This is a genomic window from Pseudomonas sp. Pso3 (assembly GCF_055393275.1).
The window spans coordinates 3,570,649-3,593,997 of record NZ_AP043687.1 but is presented as its reverse complement, the minus strand read 5'-3'; the positions used below and the strand labels follow the sequence as shown (position 1 = coordinate 3,593,997).

General features: G+C 66.9%; 19 protein-coding genes. 13 read left to right on the top strand and 6 right to left on the bottom strand.

All coding sequences use genetic code 11. The annotated features are described in order from the left end of the window. Nucleotides 1-40: 40 nt before the first annotated feature. Complete coding sequence (locus tag ACZ5R1_RS16990; protein ID WP_007159545.1) at nt 41-1,639, bottom strand: ABC transporter substrate-binding protein; 1,599 nt, start codon at nt 1,637-1,639, stop codon at nt 41-43. Nucleotides 1,640-1,885: 246 nt separating this feature from the next. Next, complete coding sequence (locus tag ACZ5R1_RS16985) at nt 1,886-2,593, bottom strand: SIMPL domain-containing protein (RefSeq protein ID WP_007159544.1); 708 nt, start codon at nt 2,591-2,593, stop codon at nt 1,886-1,888. A gap of 176 nt (nt 2,594-2,769) precedes the next feature. On the opposite strand from ACZ5R1_RS16985, the gene ACZ5R1_RS16980 reads away from it, so the two are divergent. The 6 genes from ACZ5R1_RS16980 (at nt 2,770) to ACZ5R1_RS16955 (ending at nt 9,588) form a co-directional block, all read left to right on the top strand. Then, entirely contained in the window at nt 2,770-4,029 is a 1,260-nt protein-coding gene (locus ACZ5R1_RS16980; RefSeq protein ID WP_007159543.1) for an ATP-binding protein, read from the top strand. 16 nt (nt 4,030-4,045) lie between these two features. After that, entirely contained in the window at nt 4,046-4,606 is a 561-nt protein-coding gene (locus ACZ5R1_RS16975; protein WP_007159542.1) for a response regulator transcription factor, read from the top strand. A gap of 123 nt (nt 4,607-4,729) precedes the next feature. Beyond that, nucleotides 4,730-6,463: an ABC transporter ATP-binding protein/permease gene (locus ACZ5R1_RS16970; protein ID WP_464712586.1), complete on the top strand. Its 1,734-nt coding sequence runs from the start codon at nt 4,730-4,732 to the stop codon at nt 6,461-6,463. A gap of 83 nt (nt 6,464-6,546) precedes the next feature. Further along, nucleotides 6,547-7,299: a FadR/GntR family transcriptional regulator gene (locus tag ACZ5R1_RS16965; protein WP_027597104.1), complete on the top strand. Its 753-nt coding sequence runs from the start codon at nt 6,547-6,549 to the stop codon at nt 7,297-7,299. Nucleotides 7,300-7,432: 133 nt separating this feature from the next. Beyond that, complete coding sequence (gene kdgD, locus ACZ5R1_RS16960) at nt 7,433-8,344, top strand: 5-dehydro-4-deoxyglucarate dehydratase (RefSeq protein WP_007159539.1); 912 nt, start codon at nt 7,433-7,435, stop codon at nt 8,342-8,344. Between the two features lie 224 nt (nt 8,345-8,568). Beyond that, on the top strand, nt 8,569-9,588 hold the full coding sequence (locus ACZ5R1_RS16955; protein WP_464712585.1) for an alginate lyase family protein: 1,020 nt from the start codon (nt 8,569-8,571) through the stop codon (nt 9,586-9,588). Nucleotides 9,589-9,596: 8 nt separating this feature from the next. Here ACZ5R1_RS16955 and ACZ5R1_RS16950 read toward each other — a convergent pair whose 3' ends face one another. The 4 genes from ACZ5R1_RS16950 to gatC all read right to left on the bottom strand — a co-directional run bounded on the left by ACZ5R1_RS16950 (nt 9,597) and on the right by gatC (nt 13,295). Further along, complete coding sequence (locus ACZ5R1_RS16950) at nt 9,597-9,995, bottom strand: septal ring lytic transglycosylase RlpA family protein (RefSeq protein ID WP_007159537.1); 399 nt, start codon at nt 9,993-9,995, stop codon at nt 9,597-9,599. Between the two features lie 89 nt (nt 9,996-10,084). Continuing rightward, complete coding sequence (gene gatB / locus ACZ5R1_RS16945) at nt 10,085-11,533, bottom strand: Asp-tRNA(Asn)/Glu-tRNA(Gln) amidotransferase subunit GatB (protein WP_042136092.1); 1,449 nt, start codon at nt 11,531-11,533, stop codon at nt 10,085-10,087. Nucleotides 11,534-11,547: 14 nt separating this feature from the next. Next, a complete protein-coding gene (gene gatA, locus ACZ5R1_RS16940; protein ID WP_027602559.1) occupies nt 11,548-12,999 on the bottom strand; it encodes an Asp-tRNA(Asn)/Glu-tRNA(Gln) amidotransferase subunit GatA in 1,452 nt (483 codons plus the stop codon). An 8-nt stretch (nt 13,000-13,007) separates the two neighbouring features. After that, nucleotides 13,008-13,295 carry an Asp-tRNA(Asn)/Glu-tRNA(Gln) amidotransferase subunit GatC gene (gatC, locus tag ACZ5R1_RS16935; protein ID WP_027597101.1) on the bottom strand — a complete coding sequence of 96 codons (288 nt, stop codon included), beginning with the start codon at nt 13,293-13,295 and terminating at the stop codon, nt 13,008-13,010. A 232-nt stretch (nt 13,296-13,527) separates the two neighbouring features. On the opposite strand from gatC, the gene mreB reads away from it, so the two are divergent. The 7 genes from mreB (at nt 13,528) to ACZ5R1_RS16900 (ending at nt 23,277) form a co-directional block, all read left to right on the top strand. Continuing rightward, the gene (gene mreB, locus ACZ5R1_RS16930) at nt 13,528-14,565 is read left to right on the top strand and encodes a rod shape-determining protein MreB (protein ID WP_007159533.1); all 1,038 of its coding nucleotides are present in this window, start codon (nt 13,528-13,530) and stop codon (nt 14,563-14,565) included. Nucleotides 14,566-14,691: 126 nt separating this feature from the next. After that, nucleotides 14,692-15,861, top strand: coding sequence for a rod shape-determining protein MreC (gene mreC / locus ACZ5R1_RS16925; protein ID WP_464713293.1), 1,170 nt, complete (start codon nt 14,692-14,694; stop codon nt 15,859-15,861). Continuing rightward, on the top strand, nt 15,861-16,349 hold the full coding sequence (gene mreD / locus ACZ5R1_RS16920; protein ID WP_007159531.1) for a rod shape-determining protein MreD: 489 nt from the start codon (nt 15,861-15,863) through the stop codon (nt 16,347-16,349). Before mreC ends, mreD begins: the two co-directional genes overlap by 1 nt. Before the next feature lie 62 nt (nt 16,350-16,411). After that, a complete protein-coding gene (locus ACZ5R1_RS16915) occupies nt 16,412-17,020 on the top strand; it encodes a Maf family protein (protein WP_042136086.1) in 609 nt (202 codons plus the stop codon). Between the two features lie 55 nt (nt 17,021-17,075). After that, nucleotides 17,076-18,530 (top strand): ribonuclease G, encoded by a 1,455-nt coding sequence (gene rng / locus ACZ5R1_RS16910; RefSeq protein WP_007159529.1) that lies wholly within the window; start codon nt 17,076-17,078, stop codon nt 18,528-18,530. Nucleotides 18,531-18,542: 12 nt separating this feature from the next. Then, nucleotides 18,543-22,379 (top strand): YhdP family protein, encoded by a 3,837-nt coding sequence (locus ACZ5R1_RS16905; protein ID WP_464712584.1) that lies wholly within the window; start codon nt 18,543-18,545, stop codon nt 22,377-22,379. Between the two features lie 58 nt (nt 22,380-22,437). Then, nucleotides 22,438-23,277 carry a carbon-nitrogen hydrolase family protein gene (locus ACZ5R1_RS16900; protein WP_464712583.1) on the top strand — a complete coding sequence of 280 codons (840 nt, stop codon included), beginning with the start codon at nt 22,438-22,440 and terminating at the stop codon, nt 23,275-23,277. Nucleotides 23,278-23,349 lie beyond the last annotated feature (72 nt).

The window sequence follows — 23,349 nt, the reverse complement described above, 5'->3', positions numbered from 1 at the left end:
CAGGGTCGGGAGTCTAGCTCCCGACCCTGGCCAAGAGGCTTCACTTGCTGACGCTGACGCCGTAGAACTCGTTCAACCCGAAGGGGCTGATCTTGTAGTCCTGGACTTCCTTGCGCATCGGCATGTAGACCGTGGAGTGCGCGATGGGCGTCATGGGTACCTGCTGCTTGAGCACCTGCTGGGCCTGTTCGTAGAGCTTGGTGCGCTCGCCCTGGTCGGTCACGCGCTTGGCCTTGACCACCAGGTCCTCGAACGGCTGGTAGCACCAGCGGGAGAAGTTGTTGCCACCGATGGCCTTGCAGCCGAAGAGGGTCGCCAGCCAGTTGTCCGGGTCGCCGTTGTCGCCGCTCCAGCCGATCAGCATGATGTCCTGCTCGCCACTCTTGGAACGCTTGATGTACTCGCCCCATTCGTAGCTGACGATCTTGGTCTTGACGCCGATCTTGGCCCAGTCCTGCTGCAGCATCTCCGCCATCAGGCGCGCATTGGGGTTGTAGGGACGCTGCACCGGCATGGCCCAGAGGGTGAGCTCGGTGCCTTCCTTGAAGCCGGCTTCCTTGAGCAGGGCCTTGGCCTTTTCCGGATCGTAGGGCGCGTCCTTGATGGACTTGTCATAGGACCACTGGGTCGGCGGCATGCTGTTGACGGCTACCTGGCCGGCGCCCTGGTAGACGGCGTTGATGATGGCTTCCTTGTTGACCGCCATGTCCATCGCCTGGCGTACCTTGAGCTTGGCCAGCTCGCCGTGCTCGACGTTGTAGGAGATGTAGCCCAGGTTGAAGCCCGGCTGCGACGGCAGCTTGAGATTCGGGTCCTTCTTCAGCCCGTCGAGGTCGGCCGGACGCGGATAGACGGTGATCTGGCACTCGCCGGCCTTGAGCTTCTGCATCCGCACCGAAGGATCGGTGTTGATGGAGAAGATCAGGTTGTCCACCTTGGGTCCATCGACCTTGTCCCAGTAGTCCGGGTTGGCCTTGTAACGGATCACAGCATCCTTCTGGTAGCGGCTGAAGACGAAGGGACCGGTGCCGATCGGCTTCTGGTTGATCTCGGCCGCCTTGCCGGCCTTGAGCAGCTTGTCGGCGTATTCGGCCGACTGGATCGACGGGAAGGGCATCGCCAGATTCTGCAGGAAGGCGGCGTCCACTTCGTTGAGGGTCATGCGCACCGTGTAGTCGTCGACCTTTTCCACCTTGGCGATGTTCTGGTCGAGGCCCATGTCTGTGAAGTAGGGGAATTCGGTGGGGTAGGCCTTACGGAACGGATTGTTCTTGTCCAGCATGCGCTGGAAGGTGAACAGGACGTCATCGGCATTGAATTCGCGAGTCGGCTTGAAGTAGTCCGTGGTGTGGAATTTCACGCCCTTGCGCAGGTGGAAGGTGTAGACCTTGCCGTCTTCGCTGATGTCCCAGCTTTCTGCCAGTCCCGGCTTGACCTGGGTACCGCCGCGCTCGAACTGGGTCAGCTTGTTGAAGATGGTTTCCGCCGACGCATCGAAGTCGGTGCCGGTGGTGTATTGCGCCGGATCGAAGCCGGCCGGGCTGCCTTCGGAGCAGAACACCAGGTTGGTCGCCTGGGCCAGGGGTGCGCCGGCCAGCAGACCGGAAGCGAAGAGGGCAGCGAGTACGTTCTTGTGCATGGAGACCTCATGTCGGGGACGGCGCAACACGATGTGGCGTTGCGAAACAGAATGCCGATGTCTTGTGGACAGATGAGCCCACATGCACAGCCTGTGCCCATGTCCATAGCTCAGGCGAGCTATTGACCCCAGGCGACCCAAACACAAAACAGATGTCGCAAAGATGTAAGACAAGGTGTCGCGGCAGGAACCCGGTGCGCACCAAAAGTGCGCACCGGAACAGCGTTGTTACTTTTCTGCACTAGATCAGGGCATCTGTACTTCGATGGTACCGCCCGCGGTCACTTCGACGGTGGTGGTGCCGGGGGCGACATCCGGGGTCACGGCATCGCTGGCGGCCTTCATCGCCGACATGCGCAGCATCGGCAGCGGCTGGGGTACGCCGCTGGTACCCAGGTCCAGGCTGACGATGCGATAGCCCGAGCCACCCAGGGCTTCGGTGGCCAGCTGGGCGCGCGCCTTGAAGGCGGCCACGGCGTCCTTGAACAGGGCATCCTCCTGCTGCTTGCGGGTGCCATCGGCGATGGTGAATTGCAGGTTGCCCATCTTCAGGCTGCCCAGCAGTTCGCCGGTCAGCTTGGACAGGGCGGCGAAGTCGGCGCTTTCCAGGCGCAGTTCACCGCGCTCGCGCCAGGCGTTGATGGCGCGGCCCTGGTCTTCATAGACCGGATAGGTGTTGCGATTGCCCAGGGAAACGTCCACCCCCTTGACCTTGCGCGCCTGCTCCAGGGCGGCGTTGAGGGTCTTGGTGGTGTCGCTGGCCAGGGCCGCCGGATCCTGGCCCTGGCTTTCGGTGTAGAGCATGACCTGCATGCGGTCGCGCGGGACCTCGCGGCTGACCTCGGCCCTCAGGCTGATCTGGTTGTAGCGTGGCTCATCGGCCTGGACGCCGGTGGCGAGCAGGGTGCTGAACAGCGCGGCGCCCAGCACGAGCGGGCGTAGGGGAAAGGTCATGGTGTTCTCCTGATTGGCAGTCCGAAAGCGGTGTGACCGCGGACCTGGCGGATGGTGCGTCGCTTTGCCGCGTCGGCGGCTGCGGGCGGATACCCATCGCTATAATGCCAAGTCTGCTCTGACCGGCAGCCCCGCGGGGCTGTCGTCTCGATCGTTTCTTGCGCCTGGAACCTCGCATGTTCTCCTTGCCTGTTCAATGGTTGTCCGCCAATCGCCAGAATCTCGGGCGCCTGGTCATCATCCGCGTGCTGGTGCTGGCCGCGCAGGCCGGCTCGGTGGGCATCGCCCGGCTGTCGGGCATCGTCCAGCTGCCCTGGACGGCCCTGGCCATCACCCTGGGCGTCTCGGCCGTACTCTGCCTGTTCGCCGCCCTGCGGCTGACCCGCCCCTGGCCGGTCACCGAGCAGGAATACGCCGCCCACCTGGGCTGCGACCTGGCCATCCACAGTGCCCTGCTGTATTTCGCCGGCGGTCCGACCAACCCCTTCGCCTCCTATTACCTGGTGCCCCTGACCATCGCCGCGGCCACGCTGCCCTGGCTCTATACCCTGGTCCTGGCGGCCCTGACCCTGGCGGTCTTCTCGCTGATGCTGCTGTCCTACGAGCCGTTGCACCTGCTGGTGGCCAACGACGGCGCGGTGCTCAGCTACGGCATGTGGCTGAGCTTCGCCCTTTCCGCCGCGGTCATCACCCTGTTCGTCGCGCGCATGGCCACCGCCCTGCGCGAGCAGGAGAGCCTGCAGGCCCAGCGCCGCGAACAGGCCATGCGCGATCAGCAGCTGCTGGCCGTGGCCACCCAGGCCGCCGGCGCGGCCCACGAGCTGAGCACGCCGCTGTCCACCATGAGCGTGTTGCTCAAGGAGCTGCAGCAGGAGTACGCCGGTCAGCCGACCCTGAGCGAGGACCTGGCGCTGTTGCAGGCCCAGGTCGGCCAGTGCAAGCAGACCCTGCAGCAACTGGTGCGTGCGGCCGAAGCGGACCGCCGCCAGACGGTGCAGGAGCAGACCGCCGTGGAGTGGCTGGAGGCGACCATGGATCGCTGGCACCTGATGCGACCGGAAGCCACCTACAGCTTCGAGGTGGTCAGTCTGGGCACGCCACCGCGCCTGACCCCGCCGGTCGAACTTACCCAGGCACTGCTGAATCTACTCAACAATGCCGCCGATGCCTGCCCGGAAAACCTGGCCATCCGTCTGCACTGGGATGCGCGCGAGCTGTGCCTGTCGATCCGCGATCACGGTGCCGGCGTACCCCTGGCCATCGCCGAACAGCTCGGCAAGCCCTTCTTCACCACCAAGGGCAAGGGCTTCGGGCTGGGCCTGTTTCTCAGCCAGGCCAGCGTCACCCGCGCCGGCGGCACGGTGAAGCTCTACAATCACGAAGAAGGCGGCACCCTGACCGAATTGCGCCTGCCGCGGCACTACGCCCTGGCGTGAATGCCTGGAGAATTCTATGACTGACGACCTCAACAGCGGTTTCGACGACCAGCCCCACATCCTGCTGGTCGACGACGATCCCACCTTTACCCGGGTGATGGCCCGCGCCATGGATCGCCGCGGCTTGCGCGTGTCCATCGCCGACAGCGCCGAGGAAGGCCTGCAACTGGCCAAGGAAGACCTGCCGGACTACGCCGTGCTCGACCTCAAGATGGAAGGGGACTCGGGGCTGGTGCTGCTGCCCCAGCTGCTGGAGCTGCACCCGGAGATGCGCGTGGTGATCCTCACCGGCTATTCCAGCATCGCCACCGCGGTGGAGGCCATCAAGCGCGGCGCCACCAACTACCTGTGCAAGCCGGCGGATGCCGATGACGTCCTGGCCGGCCTGCTCGCCCAGCACGCCGATCTCGACACCCTGGTGCCGGACAATCCCATGTCGGTGGATCGCCTGCAGTGGGAGCACATCCAGCGGGTACTGTCCGAGCACGAAGGCAACATCTCGGCGACCGCGCGGGCGCTGGGCATGCACCGCCGTACCCTGCAGCGCAAGCTGCAGAAGCGTCCGGTGCGTCGCTGAGGCTGGCATCGCCCACGATCGCCGTGGGCGACAAACTGTTACATTGTTTCAGTCAGAATTCGTTCAGGCTTTCCGGCATAGGCTGTGCAGGCGTCTCGTTGAGCAGTCCTTGAGAGTCCGAGCATGTCCGAATCCGCCGTACCCGTGCCCTCCGTCTACGGGGCTTCCCGTGGGCATTTCCTGGCCCGCGTCTGGGCTTTGATCACCCCCTACTGGCGCAGTGAAGAGAAAGGCAAGGCCTGGCTCCTGCTGTCCGTGGTCATCGCCCTGTCGCTGGCCGGGGTCGGCCTGTCGGTGGCCCTGAATACCTGGTATCGCTACTTCTACGACGCCCTGCAGAATCGCGATCTGGCCGCCTTCATCCGGCTGATGCTGTACTTCTGCGGGCTGGCCGCCACCGCCATCCTGCTGGCCGTGTACCGGCTTTACCTCACTCAGGCGCTGACCATCAACTGGCGGCGCTGGCTGACCGAAAAGCACTTCGGCCTCTGGCTGTCCGACCGCAACTACTACCAGCTGGAACGCGAAGGCGGCGCCGACAACCCCGACCAGCGCCTCACCGAAGACATCCGCGACTTCGCCGAAACCACCCTGAGCCTCGGGCTGGGGTTCATCCGCACCGTGGTCAGCCTGGTGTCCTTCAGCGTCATCCTGTTCGGCATCTCCGGCGACATCACCCTGTTCGGCATCACCATCCCGGCCTACATGTTCTGGGCGGCCCTGATCTACGCCACCGTCGGCACCTGGCTGACCCATCTGATCGGCCGTCGGCTGATCGGTCTCTACAACCAGCAGCAACGCTATGAAGCCGACCTGCGCTTCGGCCTGATCCGCGTCCGCGAGAAGGCCGAGAGCGTGGCGCTGTTCCGCGGTGAGGCCAACGAGCACCGCCGTCTGCTGGATCGCTTCGGCTATGTCTGGGGCAACTACCACCTGGTGATGAACTACACCAAGCGGCTGACCTTCTTCACCGCTGGCTACAGCCAGATCGCCATCATCGCCGGCTTCGTCCTGGCGGCGCCGCGCTATTTCTCCGGCAAGATCCAGCTGGGCGATCTGATGCAGATCAACTCGGCCTTCGGCAATGTCCAGGAAAGTCTCAGCTGGTTCGTCGACGCCTACGTCAGCCTGGCCGGCTGGCGCGCCGTTTCCGATCGTCTGCTGACCTTTCGCGAGACCATGGCCGAATTCAGCCAGGAGACTGACATCCTGGTGCCCCATGCCAGTAGCAGCGACCTGGTCCTGGAAGGTCTTTCCCTGGGTGCCGCCGGCCGGTTGCTGCTGCATCCCACCGATCTGCGTATCGCCCGTGGCGAACACCTGCTGATCGAAGGCGCCTCGGGCAGTGGCAAGAGCACCCTGCTGCGGGCCCTGGCCGGACTCTGGCGGCAAGGGCAGGGCGGGATCGGCGTCCCGCCGGGGCGTCAGCTGTTCCTGCCGCAACAACCCTATCTGCCCATCGGCACCCTGCGCGAAGCCCTGGCCTATCCGCAGCCGGCGGATGCCTATTCCGACGAGCGGCTGGCCGAGGTGCTGCAGCAGTGCCGTCTCTATCACCTGCGCGAGCACCTGGATGAAGCCCGCCACTGGGAACGCACCCTGTCGCCCGGCGAGCAGCAGCGGGTAGCCCTGGCGCGGGCGCTGCTCTACGCCCCCGACTGGCTGTTTCTCGACGAAGCCAGCTCGGCGCTCAGCGAAGCGGACGAGCGTGCGCTCTATGAGCGTCTGCTGGCGGAAAATCCGGGTCTCACCCTGGTCAGTGTCGGCCATCGTCCGAGCCTGCGCGCCTACCATCGCCGCCACCTGCTGCTGGAGGGCCAAGAACTGCGTCCTAGAGCGGTTGGCGAGGGTCGCTGATATGGACTAAGCGGTCTAAATCGGGCGTTTTCGGGAAGGGGGGTGCTATGATTCCAGAGTCCCTTCAATCGGTACGAGAATCCATGTCAGCAGCTACCGTATCCCGCCCCCGAAAAAGACCCCGCAGCCTGGCAGAAGAGGTCGTCGGAGTGCTTATTCAGCAGATCGGCGACGGCCAATTCCAGCCTGGCGACAAGCTCCCCACCGAGTCGGCCATCATGCAGGCCCAGGGCGTGAGTCGCACCGTGGTGCGCGAGGCCATTTCCCGGCTGCAGGCCGGGGGTTACGTGGAAACGCGCCACGGCATCGGCACCTTCGTGCTGGAGCGGCGCCCCGAGTCGCCATTGCCGATCGATCCGGCCACCATCACCACCCTCAAGGACGTCCTGGCGATGCTCGAATTGCGCATCAGCCTGGAAGTCGAGGCCGCCGGCCTGGCCGCCCAGCGCCGCTCGGCCGAGCAACTGCAGGCCATGTGGGCGCTGCTGGAAGCCATGCGCACCGGCGTCGAGCAGCCCGATCGCGCGGTGAGCGCGGATCTGGAATTGCACCTGCTGATCGCCAGTTCCACCGGCAATCGCTATTTCAGCGACATCATGAGCTACCTGGGCACGGTGCTGATTCCGCGCACCCGGCTCAATTCCGCCTATCTCGCCCATGACGACCAGCAGCTCTATCAGAAACGGCTGGATGCCGAGCACGAAGCCATCGTCCAGGCCATCGAAGACGGCAACCTCGAGGCGGCTCGCTCGGCCATGCGCCTGCACCTGAGCAACAGTCGCGAGCGGCTCAGACGCGCCCATGAAGAAATGGAACGCCAGGCGGAAGAGGTCTGAAGCAGGGCTTTGACGCCGCGATAGGCATTTTTCTGGTTGGGGCTTGCCCCTTCCACAAAGGAGGTTGTACGATGACTTACAACGGGTAGCGGACCTGCCGCACCCCAGTCCAACCTATGCCGAGGCACTCAAGATGACTCCACAAGAACTCAAACACGTCCTCTCTTCCGGTCTGCTGTCCTTTCCGCTGACCGACTTCGATGCCAACGGCGACTTCCGCCCCGACACCTATGCCAAGCGCCTGGAGTGGCTGGCCCCCTACGGTGCGACCGCACTGTTCGCCGCTGGCGGCACCGGTGAATTCTTCTCGCTGGAAGCCAGTGAATACAGCGGCATCATCAAGACCGCGGTGGACACCTGCCAGGGCAGTGTGCCGATTCTCGCCGGTGTCGGTGGCTCCACCCGCCAGGCCATCGCCTATGCCCAAGAGGCCGAGCGGCTGGGCGCCAAGGGTCTGCTGCTGCTGCCGCACTACCTGACCGAAGCCAGCCAGGACGGCGTGGCCGCCCATGTCGAAGCCGTCTGCAAGTCGGTCAAGATCGGCGTGGTGGTCTACAACCGCAACGTCTGCCGCCTGCAGCCCCATCACCTGGAGCAACTGGCCGAGCGCTGCCCGAACCTGATCGGCTACAAGGATGGCCTGGGTGACATCGAACTCATGGTCGCCATTCGCCGCCGCCTGGGCGATCGCTTCAGCTACCTGGGTGGCCTGCCCACCGCGGAAGTCTATGCCGCCGCCTACAAGGCGCTGGGCGTGCCGGTCTATTCCTCGGCCGTGTTCAACTTCATCCCCAAGACCGCCGTGCAGTTCTACGAAGCCATCGCCCGTGACGATCACCAGGCGGTCGGCAAGCTGATCGACGACTTCTTCCTGCCGTACCTGGAAATCCGCAACCGTTGCGCCGGCTACGCCGTCAGCATCGTCAAGGCGGGCGCCCGCATCGCCGGCTACGACGCCGGCCCCGTGCGCACCCCGCTGACGGATCTCAAGCAGGACGAGTACGAAAAGCTCGCCGCCCTGATGGACAAGCTCGGTCCCCAGTAAGATCCGCTTTTCGAGAGGGGCTCCGGCGCCTCTCCCCCCGTTGCACAACCCGCGGCCAGTCGCTTGGTCGCGGGCTTTTTTTTGGCTGGTTTTCCTGGCGGCTGGCAGGACGCCAGCGTCAGAGGGCTACCCTGGGCGGCTGACTTAAGGCGTTGCTAAGGCGCGGATGCCAGGCTGGGGGGATACCAGCCCAGTCGTGCTACCGATAGCCAGGGATTCCCGCCATGAGCGCTGCCTTGCTGTATCTCGCCCTGGCCGCAGCACCCGGGCATTCGACCTGCCTGGCCGCGACGCCACCCTCGGCCGCGGCGCTGGCACTGGCGGTCAGCCGGCCTCCGGCGCCGGAGCCCCAGGCGCTGCCGGTGATCCATACCGCGGGGACCCTGCCGCACACCGGCATCCACGATCAATCCGCCGCGGCGGTGCGCGACTTCGGCTACATGCTCGATCTGGCGCTGGCCTGGCGGGACAGTCGCGATGCCGCGGCCCTGGCACGTCTGGCCCGCTATCTCGATGCCTGGCTGCCAGGATATCGGCCCAGCTTCCAGCCCATCGACGAAACCAACCTGGGCGGTCTCATCCTCGCTTATTGGCTGACCGCGGCGGACCTGCCTCTGGCCACGGCCCAGCGCACCCGCGCGTTCATCGAGACCCTGGCCGAGGGCTATCTGCAGCAGATGGAGGCGCATCGTGGGGATGCCCGTGGCGTCTGGAGCAACAACTGGCAGAGTCACAGGATCAAGCTGGCGACCCTGGCGGCGGGTGCCTTGGATGACCCGGCGCTGTTCGCCCGGGCGCGGGCGGCCTTCGTGGCGCAGCTGTCGGTCAATCTCAAGCCCGATGGCGAGGTGCTGGACTTCGGCGAGCGCGATGCCCTGCACTATGTCGTCTACGACCTCGAACCCCTGGTGCTGGCGGCGGCGGTGGCCCGGGGGCGCGGCGAGGACTGGTTGCACTTGCCGGGTCGAGACGGTCAGACCCTGGCCAGGGCGCTCGACTGGCTGCTGCCCTATGCGCAAGGCCAGCGCAGTCATGAGGAATTCCGCAAGACGACAGTACATTTCGATGTGCAACGCGCCGAGGCCGGTCTGCCCGGCTATGCGGGGCGCTGGGATCCGCAGAACGCCAGAAACCTGTACTGGTCGGCCAGTCTGCTCGATCCGCGCTATGCCTCCATCGCCCGACAGCTCGCCGCGGCGCCGCCACGGCTGCTGTGGGCCTTTGCCCCGGCCTGTCAGGGCTAGCGCCCGTATCAGTCGAGGCTGCGGATGCTGACCCGGGAGGTCCCGTCGGCCACCATGTCGAGACGATCGGCCGCACTGCGCGACAGGTCGATCAGCCGGCGGCGGACCGTCGGCCCCCGATCGTTGATGCGCACCACCACGCTGCGACCGTTGGCCAGGTTGGTGACCTGGACCCGGGTGCCGAAGGGCAGGGTGCGATGGGCCGCGGTCAGGGCCCCGGGATCGTATTTCTCGCCGCTGGCGGTGCGGCGCCCGGCGTGCCACTTGGAGTAGAAGGACGCCATGCCGGTGTCCTGATAGTCATGGGCAGCACTGGAGGACAGCGTGGGCGGGAAGCTTTCCTGACTGGCGCAACCGGCGAACAGCAGGACCAGCGACAGCAGTCCGGCACGGTGGATCCGATGCATCTCGATGCCTCCTGGCAAAACGACCGGCAGCAGCTTAAGGGGTCGGAGCGGGACTGTCAGCCCCGCTCCGTTACCCCGTGCGACCGCCGTCAGCCTTCCAGTTTCTGCTTGAGCAGCTGGTTGACCTGGCCGGGGTTGGCCTTGCCCTTGGAGGCCTTCATGGCCTGGCCGACGAAGAAGCCGAACATCTTGCCGCGCTTGGCTTCGTCGCTGGCGCGGTACTGCTCGACCTGGGCGGCGTTGGCCGCCAGGACCTCGTCCAGCATGGCCTCGATGGCGCCGCTGTCGGTAACCTGCTTGAGGCCCTTGGCTTCGATGATGGCGTCGGCGCTCGCGCCTTCGCCGGCGGCCAGCGCCTCGAACACCATCTTGGCGATCTTGCCGGAGATGGTGTCGTCCTTGATGCGCAGAATCAGGCCGCCCAGTTGGGCCGCGCTCACCGGCGCCTGGGCGATGTCCAGGTCCTGCTTGTTGAGCAGGCTCGACAATTCGCCCATAACCCAGTTGGCGGCCAGCTTGGCGTCGCCGCTCACCCGCTGGACTTCCTCGAAGTAGTCGGCCAGTTCGCGGCTGGCGGACAGCACGCTGGCGTCATAGACCGACAGCCCGTACTCGCTCTGGAAGCGATCGCGCTTCTCGGTCGGCAGCTCGGGCAGCTGGCTGCGCACCTCGGCCAGGAAGGCCGGCTCGATCACTACCGGCAAGAGGTCGGGGCAGGGGAAGTAACGGTAGTCGTTGGCTTCTTCCTTGCTCCGCATGGAGCGGGTCTCGTCCTTGTTGGGATCGTACAGGCGGGTTTCCTGCACCACGGTGCCGCCGTCCTCGATCAATTCGATCTGGCGCTGGACCTCGTGGTTGATGGCCTTCTCGATGAAGCGGAAGGAGTTGACGTTCTTGATCTCGGCGCGGGTGCCGAAGGCTTCCTGGCCCTTGGGGCGCACCGAGACGTTGCAGTCGCAACGCAGCGAACCCTCGGCCATGTTGCCGTCGCAGATGCCCAGGTAGCGCACCAGGGCATGGATGGCCTTCACATAGGCCACGGCTTCCTTGGCGCTGCGGATGTCCGGCTCGGAGACGATCTCCAGCAGCGGCGTGCCGGCGCGGTTCAGGTCGATGCCGCTCATGCCATGGAAGTCTTCGTGCAGGCTCTTGCCGGCGTCTTCTTCCAGGTGCGCGCGGGTGATGCCGATGCGCTTGACGGTGCCGTCTTCCAGGGTGATGTCCAGGTGGCCCTTGCCGACGATGGGATGATCCATCTGGCTGGTCTGGTAGCCTTTGGGCAGGTCCGGGTAGAAGTAGTTCTTGCGCGCGAAGACGTTGCGTTCGGCAATCTCGGCGTCGATGGCCAGACCGAACTTGCAGGCCATGCGCACCGCTTCGGCGTTGAGCACCGGCAGGGTGCCGGGCATGCCCAGGTCGACCAGGCTGGCGTGGGCATTGGGCTCGGCGCCGAAACTGGTGGCGCTGCCGGAGAAAATCTTCGATTGGGTGCTGAGCTGAGCGTGAATCTCAAGCCCGATCACGGTTTCCCATTGCATGTCTCTATCCTTCCTCAGAAGCCGCTCGGCGCCTGGCGATGCCAGTCGCTGACCTGCTGGTACTGGTGGGCGACGTTGAGTAGCCGGCCTTCCTGGAAATAGTTGCCGAGCAGCTGCACGCCCACCGGCAGGCCATCGACGAAGCCGGCCGGCATCGACAGGCCGGGGATGCCGGCGAGGTTGGCGGCGATGGTGTAGAGGTCTTCGAGATAGGCGGAGACCGGATCGTTGCTCTTCTCGCCGAGTTTCCAGGCCAGGTTCGGCGTGGTCGGGCCGAGAATGACGTCGACCTCGGCGAAGGCCGCGACGAAGTCGTTCTTGATCAGCCGGCGGATGCGCTGGGCCTTGAGGTAGTAGGCGTCGTAGTAGCCGGCCGACAGGGCATAGGTGCCGACCATGATGCGGCGCTTCACTTCCGCACCGAAGCCTTCGCCACGGGATCTCTTGTAGAGATCTTCCAGGTTGACCGGATTCTCGCAGCGATAGCCGAAGCGCACGCCGTCGAAGCGCGACAGGTTGGAGCTGGCTTCGGCCGGGGCGATGACGTAATAGGCCGGAATCGCGTGCTGCAGGGTGGGCAGCGAGATGTCCTTGACGGTGGCGCCGAGCTTCTTCAGCTCCTCGACCACGGCCAGTACCTTGTCACCGATGCGGGCGTCCAGGCCGGCGCCGAAGTATTCCCGCGGCAGGCCGATGCGCAGGCCGCTCAGCGGCTGCTGCAGGGCAGCCTGGTAGTCGTCCACCGGCTGGTCGACGCTGGTGGAGTCCTTGGGGTCGAAACCGGCCATGGCCTGCAGCAGCAGGGCGCAGTCTTCGGCGGTGCGCGCCAGGGGACCGCCCTGGTCGAGGCTGGAAGCGTAGGCGATCATGCCCCAGCGCGAGACGCGGCCGTAGGTGGGCTTGATGCCGGTGAGGTTGGTCAGGGCCGCCGGCTGGCGGATTGAGCCGCCGGTGTCGGTGCCGGTGGCGGCCGGCAGCAGGCGCGCGGCCACGGCCGCGGCGGAACCGCCGGAGGAGCCGCCCGGGACCCGGGTGAGGTCCCAGGGATTCTTCACCGGGCCGTAGTGGCTGGACTCGTTGGCCGAACCCATGGCGAATTCGTCCATGTTCAGCTTGCCCAGGGAGACGGTACCGGCCGCGGCCAGGCGCTCCACCACGGTGGCGTCATAGGGTGCCTTGAAACCGGTGAGGATCTTCGAACCGCAGCTGGTGAGCACCCCCTGGGTGCAGAACAGATCCTTGTGGGCGAGGGGCGCACCGAGCAGGGCGCCATTTTCGCCAGCGGCGCGTCGGGCGTCGGCGGCCCGCGCCTGGGCCAGGGCCGCGTCGGCGGTCACGGTGATGAAGCTGTTGAGCTGGGGGTCGAGCTGCTCGATCCGCTGCAGCAGGCCGCGGGTCAGTTCCTCGGCGGAAAAATCCTTCGCGGCCAGGGCGGCGGCGATTTCGGTCAGGGTCAGCTGATGCATGTCGTGTCTCACTCGATCACCTTGGGGACCAGGTACAGGCCGGCTTCCACGGCCGGGGCGATGGCCTGGTAGGCCTCGCGCCGGTCGCCTTCGGTGGCCTGGTCGGGGCGCAGACGCTGGGTGGCTTCCAGCGGGTGGGCGAGGGGATCGATACCCGTGGTGTCCACGGCCTGCATCTGGTCGACGAGGCCGAGGATGTCGTTGAGGGTGGCGGTGGTAGCGGCGAGATCCGCTTCATCGAGACCCAGGCGGGCCAGGTGAGCGATCTTTTCGACGTCGGTGCGTTCGAGCGCCATCGGCTTCTCCAAGCAGGAAGGCGGCGTGACCCGGTCGGTGGCCGCGTATGCTGGAGACGGGCTGGGCGGGTCGGGCGCCGCGTTGAACAGGGGCTTAACGGCCCGGAAAAGCTCTCAATCTAGCATATCGGCGCCTTGCCCTAAATCCCTGCGATTGATAGAGTCTGCCGCACTTTTTTACCCGCACGTTTGTCCTGTCGCGTGCCTGCTTGTCACCGCCTAGGGTCACCTCATGTTCAAGAAATTGCGTGGCATGTTCTCCAGCGATCTGTCGATCGACCTGGGAACCGCCAACACCCTTATTTATGTCCGCGAGCGTGGCATCGTGCTCAACGAGCCGTCGGTCGTCGCCATCCGTACCCACGGCAACCAGAAGAGCGTCGTCGCCGTCGGTACCGACGCCAAGCGCATGCTCGGCCGGACGCCGGGCAACATCTCCGCCATTCGCCCGATGAAGGACGGCGTCATCGCCGACTTCAGCGTCTGTGAAAAGATGTTGCAATACTTCATCAACAAGGTGCACGAGAACAGCTTCCTGCAGCCCAGTCCGCGGGTGCTGATCTGCGTGCCCTGCAAGTCGACCCAGGTCGAGCGTCGCGCCATTCGCGAATCCGCGCTGGGCGCGGGTGCCCGTGAGGTGTTCCTGATCGAGGAGCCGATGGCCGCGGCCATCGGCGCCGGTCTGCCGGTCGAGGAAGCCCATGGCTCCATGGTCGTCGACATCGGTGGCGGCACCACCGAGATCGCCCTGATCTCGCTGAATGGCGTGGTCTATGCCGAATCCGTCCGCGTCGGCGGCGATCGCTTCGACGAAGCCATCGTCACCTATGTGCGCCGCAACTACGGCAGCCTGATCGGCGAATCCACCGCCGAGCGCATCAAGCAGGAAATCGGCACCGCCTACCCGGGCGGCGAGGTCCGCGAGATCGACGTCCGTGGCCGCAATCTGGCCGAAGGCGTACCGCGCAGCTTCACCCTCAATTCCAACGAGGTGCTCGAAGCCATGCAGGAATCCCTGGCGACCATCGTCCAGGCGGTCAAGAGCTGCCTGGAGCAGTCGCCGCCGGAGCTGGCCTCCGACATCGCCGAGCGCGGCCTGGTGCTGACCGGTGGTGGCGCCCTGCTGCGCGATCTGGACAAGCTGCTGTCGCTGGAAACCGGGCTGCCGGTGATCGTCGCCGAAGACCCGCTGACCTGCGTGGCCCGTGGCGGCGGCAAGGCGCTGGACATGATGGATCGCCACGCCATGGACCTGCTGTCCACCGAATAAGGCAGTTCCAGGCTACAGGCCCCGCTCCGGCTGCCCCTAGCGGCCGGAGCGCCGGGCGCGTTCTGCGAGGAACTCACCATCAAGCCGATTTTCAGCAAAAGCCCGGCGCTGGGCATTCGTCTGCTGATCCTGGCCGCCCTTTCGGTGGGTGTCATGGTCACCGACGCGCGCTTCGACTACCTGAAACCGGTACGCAGCGAACTGGCGCTGGTCCTCTCGCCCCTCTATGAGGTGGCGGGCTTTCCCCTGCGCGCCTGGGAAGGCGTCAGCGATCAGTTTTCCAGCCGCACCGAGCTGATGGCGGAAAACGAGCGACTCAAGGCCGAGCAGCTGCTGCTGCAGCGCCGTCTGCAGAAACTCGCCGCCCTCACCGAACAGAACGTGCGCCTGCGCGAGCTGCTCAATTCCGCCGCCCTGGTGGACGACAAGGTGCTGGTCGGCGAGCTGATCGGCGTCGACCCCAATCCCTATACCCATCGCATCATCATCGACAAGGGCGCGAAGGACGGCGTCTTCGTCGGCCAGCCGGTGCTCGACGCCAGCGGCCTGATGGGGCAGGTGGTGGAGGTGATGCCCTATTCGGCGCGGGTGCTGCTGCTCACCGACGTGACCCACAGCATTCCGGTGCAGGTCAATCGCAACGGCCTGCGCGCCATCGCCGTGGGCACCGGCAATCCCGAGCGCCTGGAATTGCGCTATGTGGCCGACACTGCCGACATCAAGGAAGGCGACCTGCTGGTGAGTTCCGGCCTGGGGCAGCGCTTCCCGGCCGGCTACCCGGTGGCGACCGTGTCCAAGGTGATCCACGACTCGGGGCAACCCTTCGCCGTGGTGCGCGCCATTCCCACCGCCAAGCTCAATCGCAGTCGCTACATGCTGTTGGTGTTCAGCGACACCCGCACGCCCGAACAGCGCGCCAATGACGCCGCCGAGGCCCAGGAAGCCGCCGATCGCCACGCGGCCCAGCGCCCTGCTGCCCCGGCGAATCCGCCGCCGGCCGGCGCCTCGGCCGCTCAACCGGCGGCCGCCAACGCCACCCCGGCGCCTGCGGCCAGCAGCGGCAGTCGCAGCGCGACCCCGACCAAGCCACCGGCGGGGCAGGGCGGCAGTTCGGCTCATCCCGCCACGCCGACCAAGCCGCCCGCCAACGGCAGTGCGGCGCATCCGGCGACGCCGGCCAAGCCGGCGGCCCAGGGCGCGACTGCCACGCCCGCTCAGCCGGCACCAGGCGCTAGCCAGTCGCAGCGCCGGCTCCAGCAACCCGCGCCGGAACTGCCCGACGAGGGTGATCGTTGATGGCGCTGCGCATCGGCCACAACGGGTGGGTGATCTGGCTCACCCTGTTGGTCGGGTTGCTGCTGTCCGTGGTGCCCATGCCCGAGTTCATGGAGATCGGCCGGCCGCTGTGGCTGGCCATGCTGCTGACCTTCTGGACCCTGACCCTGCCGCACCGCGTCGGCCTGCTCACCGCCTGGGTGATGGGCATCGCCGAAGACGTGCTCTACGGCAGTCTGCTCGGCCAGACCGCCCTGGTGCTGAGCCTGGTGGTCTTTCTCGTGCGTTCCCTGGCGCAGCGGCTGCGGGCCTTTCCGATCTGGCAGCAGAGCTTCGTGCTGCTGGTGGTCTATGGCATCGCCCAGCTGCTGGCGCTGTGGCTCAACGCCCTGGCCGGCAGCCGGCCGCCGACCCTGGTGTTTCTCACGCCCTCGCTGGTCAGCGCGCTGCTCTGGCCGTGGATCTATCTGCTGCTCCGCGGGCTGCGCCTCAGATTCGGCGTCAACTAAGCTGGTTTCACCTGCGACAGGCTGGCATTCTCCCGTCATCCCCTGTCGTCTGGTTGTTGTCGATGCCCCAGCTCTACCTTGCCTCCGCTTCGCCCCGCCGCGCCGAACTGCTCGAACAGATCGGCGTGGGCTTCCACAAGGTCGCCGCAACCGTGGACGAAACCCCGCACCCGGGGGAAGCCGCAGACGCCTATGTCGAGCGCCTGGCGCGGGCCAAGGCGGCGATGGGCTGGCAGGTGCTGGCCGGTGCCTCCAGTGGCTGCGTGCTCGGCGCCGACACCTGCGTGGTGCTCGATGACCGGCTGCTCGGCAAGCCCCGGGATCGCGCCGACGCCCTGGCCATGCTCGCGGCGCTCAGCGGGCGCCGGCATCGGGTGGTGACCGGCGTCGCCGTTGCCGATGGCGAGCGCTGCCTGAGTCGCGTGGTGTCCGCCGAGGTGGAATTCCGCCCCCTGGCGCCCGGCGAGGCCGAGCGCTACTGGGACACCGGCGAGCCGGCCGACAAGGCCGGCAGCTACGCCATCCAGGGCGCCGGCGCAGTCTTTGTGCGCAGCCTGCACGGCAGCTACAGCGCCGTCGTAGGGCTGCCGCTGTGCGAGACCGCGGAACTGCTGAGCGCTTTCGCCATCCCTTGTTGGCGGTCTGTCGGACGGCCGACCGCCCAGTCCTGAGGCGCCCGGCGCCTCGGCCTCCCTTCCGCCCTTCCACGTCGTCCAAGAGTCCTCCATGAGCGAAGAGATCCTCATCAACATCACTCCCATGGAGTCCCGTGTCGCCGTCGTGGAAAACGGTGTGCTGCAGGAGGTGCACGTCGAGCGCACCCTCAGGCGCGGCATCGTCGGCAACATCTATCGCGGGCGGGTGGTGCGGGTGCTGCCGGGCATGCAGGCGGCCTTCGTCGACATCGGCCTGGCCCGCGCGGCCTTCATCCATGCCGCCGAGATCTCTCAGCGCGAAGGCGCGGCGGTGGAAAGCATCAACGCCCTGGTGCGCGAAGGCCAGACGCTGGTGGTCCAGGTCACCAAGGACCCCATAGGCACCAAGGGCGCCCGCCTCACCACCCATCTGTCGATCCCCTCGCGCTACCTGGTCTATATGCCGCGCACCTCCCACGTCGGCATCTCGCTGAAGATCGAGGACGAAGCCGAGCGCGAGCGGCTCAAGGCGATCATGGCGCGCTGCGTGGAGAGCGAGGGCATCGAGCACGAGGGCGGCTTCATCCTGCGCACCGCTGCCGAGGCGGCGCGCGAAGAAGACATCCTCGCCGACATCCGCTACCTGCGGCGGCTCTGGCAGCAGATCTCCGGCAACCTCCAGGGGCCCACGCCGGTACCCATCTACGAAGACCTGACCCTGGCCCTGCGCGCCCTGCGCGATCTGGTCGGGCCGCGCACGGAAAAGATCCGCGTCGACAGTCGCGAGAATTTCCAGCGCATCGGCCAGTTCGTCGAAGAGCTGATGCCCGAGGTGGCGGCGCGGCTGGAGCACTATCCAGGGGAGCGGCCGATCTTCGACCTCTATGGCGTGGAAGACGAGATCCAGAAGGCCCTGGAGCGCAAGGTGCTGCTCAAGTCCGGGGGCTATCTGGTGATCGATCCCACTGAGGCGATGACCACCATCGACGTCAACACCGGCGCCTTCGTCGGCCATCGCAATCTGGAAGAGACCATCTTCAAGACCAATCTGGAGGCGGCCACCGCCATCGCCCGTCAACTGCGGCTGCGCAATCTCGGCGGCATCATCATCATCGATTTCATCGACATGGAAGACGAAGAGCACCAGCGCCAGGTGATCCGCACCCTGGAAAAGCAGCTCGAACGCGACCATGCCAAGACCAACATCATCGGCATCACCGAACTGGGCCTGCTGCAGATGACCCGCAAGCGCACCCGCGAGAGCCTGTCCCAGGTCCTCTGCGAGCCCTGCGCCAACTGCCAGGGCCGCGGCATCCTGCGCACCGCGGAAACCATCTGCTACGAGATCTTCCGCGAGATCCTGCGCGAGGCGCGGGCCTACCAGGCCAATTCCTATCTGGTGCTGGCCAACCAGAAAGTGGTGGATCGACTGCTGGACGAGGAGTCGGGCAACGTCGCCGACCTCGAAGCCTTCATCGGCCGCACCGTCAAATTCCAGGTGGAGACCATGTATTCCCAGGAGCAGTACGATGTCGTGCTGCTCTAGGTCCGCGTCTTGATGGCCTTGCTCAAACGCGGCGCGCTGGGTCTGGCGCTGCTGGCGCTCGTTCTGGTGACGCTCTACCTGGGCCTGGGTCGGCTGCTCATGCCCTGGGTCGGCGAATACCGCAACGAGGTCGAGGCGCGCGCCGCGGCGGCGCTCGGCGAACCGGTGCGCCTGGGCCGGCTCGAAGGGCGCTGGGCCCGCTGGAATCCGGTGCTGATCCTGCGCGACCTGTCCCTGGGTCGCGGCGAAGGCACGGTGCAGCTGGATCATCTCCAGGTGGTGCCGGATGTCTTCGGCAGCCTCTGGCACCGCCAGCTGCGACTCAAGTCCGTGCAGGTCGATGGCGTCCATCTGGTGTTGCAGGAAGACCCTCAGGGACACTGGCAACTGCGCGGCCTGCCGCCCCGGGCACCGGAGGCCAAGCCCTTCGATCCGGGTCCGCTGCTCGATGGCCTGGCGCGTCTGGGCCATGCCAGTCTGCTGGACAGCCAGCTCAGCCTGATTCCCCAGCAGGGTTCGCCGGTGACCCTGAGGTACGCCGAGGCCAGTCTGTCCCGGCAGCTCAGTGGCGCCCTGGAACTGGCGACCCGATTCCGGCTGCCCGATGGCGGCACGGTCGCGGCGCACTTCACCGCCACGCCCCGTCCCGAGGACTGGCGCGCCAGCACCCTCGAAGGCTATCTCAGCCTGCCCGCCAGCGACTGGTCCCGCTGGGTGCCGGCGGCCCTGACCCGGCAGTGGCAACTGCGGCGTGCCCAGGCGGAAGGCGAGCTGTGGTTCGCCTGGGGCGAAGGGCGGCTGCAGCGTTCCCACCTGCGGCTGAAGGCGGATGACCTGACGCTCGCCTATGCCGATCATCTTCCGGTGCGCCTGCAGGCCCTGACCCTGGACGCCGACCAGCAGGCCGGCGACACCAGCCAGTACCAGGCGTCCCTGGCGCTCAAGGCCCAGCTCGATGGCAAGCCGCTGGAGGCGCGCTATGGCCTGGGCTATGACAGCGCCGCCCAGCACCTGCAGGTGCGCGGCGACCAGCTGGATCTCAGGCAGGCTGCCCGGCTGGCGCGGGATCTGGCGCCCCTGCCGGCGCCGGTCGCCCAGGCGCTCCAGGCCCTGGCGCCCCATGGCCAGCTGCGCAACCTCAACGCCGACTTCTATCCGCAGAAGCCGTTGCGCGAGCGCCTTTCCTATGCGGCCAACCTGGAGCGGGTGGGCTTCGCCGCCTACCACGGCGCGCCGGCCGCCGAGGGCGTTACCGGCAGCCTGAGCGGCAGCCTGGGCGGCGGCGAGCTGCGCCTGGACACTACCGATTTCATGCTGCACCTGAGCGATCTCTTTCCCGAACCCTGGCGCTATCGCACCGCCAGGGCACGGCTGACCTGGAGTCTCGACGACCAGCGCTTCACCCTGGGCAGTGCCCTGATGCAGGTCACCGGGCCGGAAGGCGCCGCCAGTGGCGACATGCATATCCAGCTTGGCCTGCATCCGGAGGTGGACAGCTACATGGACCTGCGCGTCGGCCTCAAGGATGGCGACGCCAGCTACACCCGCAAGTACCTGCCGACCAAGCTGCCGGCCACGGATTTCAGTCCGGAGCTGGCCCAGTGGCTGACCACTGCCATCGTCGGTGGTCGCATCGACGAGGGGATCTACCAGTACCAGGGCTCGCTGCGCCACGGCTCGCCGGCGCATTCGCGCACCATGAGCCTGTTCTTCCGGGTGCACGACGCCCAACTGGCCTATCAGCCCGGCTGGCCTGCCCTGCGCGAGGCCCGCGGCGATGTCTTCATCGAAAGCGACGGGGTCAAGGTGCAGGTTCCCGAAGGACGCGTCCTCGACACCCGGGTCCGGGACGTCGAGGCGCGCATCCCGCTGCTGCACGATGGCAGCGCGCCGCACCTGCGGCTCGGCGCGCGACTCGACAGCAGCGTGCGCGATGGCTTGAAGATCCTCCAGGAAACGCCGTTGCCGACCGCCAAGGTGTTCGCCGGCTGGAAGGGCGAGGGTGCGCTCGCCAACAGCAGCCTGAATCTGGACATCCCCCTGGCCAAGGGACAGCCACCGGTGGTGGTGGTCGAGCTGACACCGGACAAGGCGCGTCTGGATCTGGCCGATCCCCAGCTGACCCTCACCGACCTGCGCGGCAGTTTTCGCTACGACACCCGCAGCGGCCTCAGCGCCCCCGACATCCAGGCGCGGGTCTTCGACCAGCCCATCCGCGGCCAGGCGCTGGCCGAAGGCAAACCCGACGATCCCCGCACGCGGCTGGTGGTGGATGGCCGCGTCGACGTCGACCAGCTGGCACGCTGGCTGGGCAGCGAAGGCCGACCCATCCCGGCGCGCGGCCTGCTCGGCTATCGCCTCGGTCTGACCCTGGCCGAGCACAGCGAACTGGCGGTCACCTCGGATCTGCGCGGAGTGACCGTCGACCTGCCGGCACCCTTCGGCAAGAAGGCCGACGAGCCGCGCGAAGGCTTCTTCAGCCTGGCGCTCAACGACGGCGAGCGGCGGGTGGAGGCGACCTACAAGGGCCTCGCCGACGCCGTGCTGATGCTCGACCCCAAGGCCATCGCCAAGGGCCGCGGCGAGATCGTGCTGGGCGGCGGCACCGCCAATCTGCCCACGGCCGCCGGCTACGACCTGCGCGGCCAACTGGCGGAATTCGACCTAGCGGCCTGGCAGGACGTCTATCAGCGCTATGGCAAGGCCAGTGGCGGTGGCAGTGCTGGCGCAGGGCAGGGCGGTGGCAACACCCTGGACATCTCCAGCCTCGGGCGGGGCGATCTCGGCTTCGGGCGCTTCCTGGCGTTCGGTCAGCAGATCGACAACCTGCGCCTCACCTATGAACCCCAGGGCAATGCCTGGCAACTCGGCCTGGCCAGTCAGACCATCGCCGGCCAGGTACGCATTCCGCGCCAGACCGGCCAGCCGATCGACATCAACCTGCAGCACCTGCGCATTCCCCAGACGCCGGCGGATCCCTCGGTGGAAAGCGCTGCGCCGCGTCCCGATCCCCTGGCCGACGTCGATCCGCGCGCCCTGCCGGCGCTGAATCTGGCCATCGACCGTCTGGAGCTGGGCGGCAGGCTGGTCGGCGCCCAGCGCCTGCAGCTCAGGCCCTCGCCGTCAGGCGCCAATTTCAACGCCCTGGATCTCGACCTGCGCGGCCTCAAGGTGCAGGGCGCCCTGCGCTGGGAAGGGGCGCCGGGGGCGACCCACAGCTACTACCAGGGGCGTCTCGCGGGCGGCAACATCGCCGATATCCTGCTGGGCTGGAATTTCGCCTCCAGCGTCACCAGTCGCGATTTCCGCCTGGATGCCCGGGTCGACTGGCCCGGCTCGCCGGCCTATGTCGCCCTGGCCCGCCTCAATGGCAGCCTCGATGCCCGCTTCAACGACGGCCAGCTGCGCCAGGTGGAGGGCACGGCCTCGGCGCTGCGCATCTTCGGCCTGCTCAACTTCGAATCCATCCGCCGCCGCCTGCGACTGGATTTCTCCGATCTGTTCGGCAAGGGCCTGAGCTACGACAGCATCACCGGCGTGCTCGATGCCCAGCAGGGCGCCTTCCGCACCCGCAAGCCCATCAGCCTCAGCGGGCCGGGTGCCGAGATGAGTCTGCAGGGCCTGCTGGACATGGCCAGCAACCGGGTCGATGCCAACCTCAAGGTCGGACTGCCGGTCAGCAACTCCCTGCCGCTGGCCGCGCTGATCGCCGGGGCCCCGGCCATCGGGGGCGCGCTGTTTATCGTCGATCGGCTGATCGGTGATCGCATCACCCGCATGGCCAGCATCAACTATCACATCGAAGGCCCCTGGCAGAATCCGACCATGACCACGGGCAAGCGCGATTGAGCATTGCCCTGCGACCGCCCCGCTGCTTAGGATGGACGCTCCCTTCTGGAGTGCCTGCATGTCCATAGCCATCCTGCAGATGGTCAGCGGCCCCGTGGTGACGGCCAATCTGCGCGCCGCCGAGCGCCTGCTCGAACGCGCTGCCGGGGCGGGCGCGCGCCTGGCGGTGCTGCCGGAAAACTTCGTCGCCATCGGCCATCCGGCGCCCGCCGAGCTGGCGCGGGCCGAGGCGCTCGGTCAGGGCGAGATCCTGCCCTGGCTGTCCAGCCGGGCGCGCGAGCTGGGGCTCTGGCTGCTCGCCGGGACCCTGCCGCTGCTGCCCGACGGCGCCACCGAGGGCAAGCCCTGCGCCTGTTCGCTGCTGTATGACGACCAGGGCCGCCGTGTCGCCCGCTACGACAAGCTGCACCTCTTCGATGCCGACGTCAGCGACAGCCAGGGCAGCTATCGCGAATCCGACCACTATGCCGCCGGCGAGACCCTCACGGTGGTGGACACCCCGGTCGGCCGGCTGGGCCTGAGCGTCTGCTACGACCTGCGCTTTCCCGAACTCTACGGCGCCCTGCGCGCTGCCGGGGCGGAGCTGATCAGCACGCCCTCGGCCTTTACCGTGCCCACCGGCCAGGCCCACTGGGAGCTGCTGCTGCGCGCCCGGGCGGTGGAGACCCAGAGTTATCTGCTGGGCGCCGCCCAGGGCGGGGTCCATGCCAATGGCCGCAGCACCTGGGGGCACGCCATGGCGGTGGATCCCTGGGGCGAGGTGCTCGCCGTCCAGGCCAGCGGCGAGGCGGTGCTGCTCATCGAGCGCGATGCCGAGCGCCAGGCGGCGTTGCGTCAGCGGATGCCGGTGACCCGGCACCGCCGCTTCCTGCCGGCGCGCCTGGCCGAACGGCAATGACCGCCATTGGTCTTTTGCATCAGGGCACCGAGACTTCCGCGAGTAGGCTAGAGGCCAGGTCGCGACCCTTTC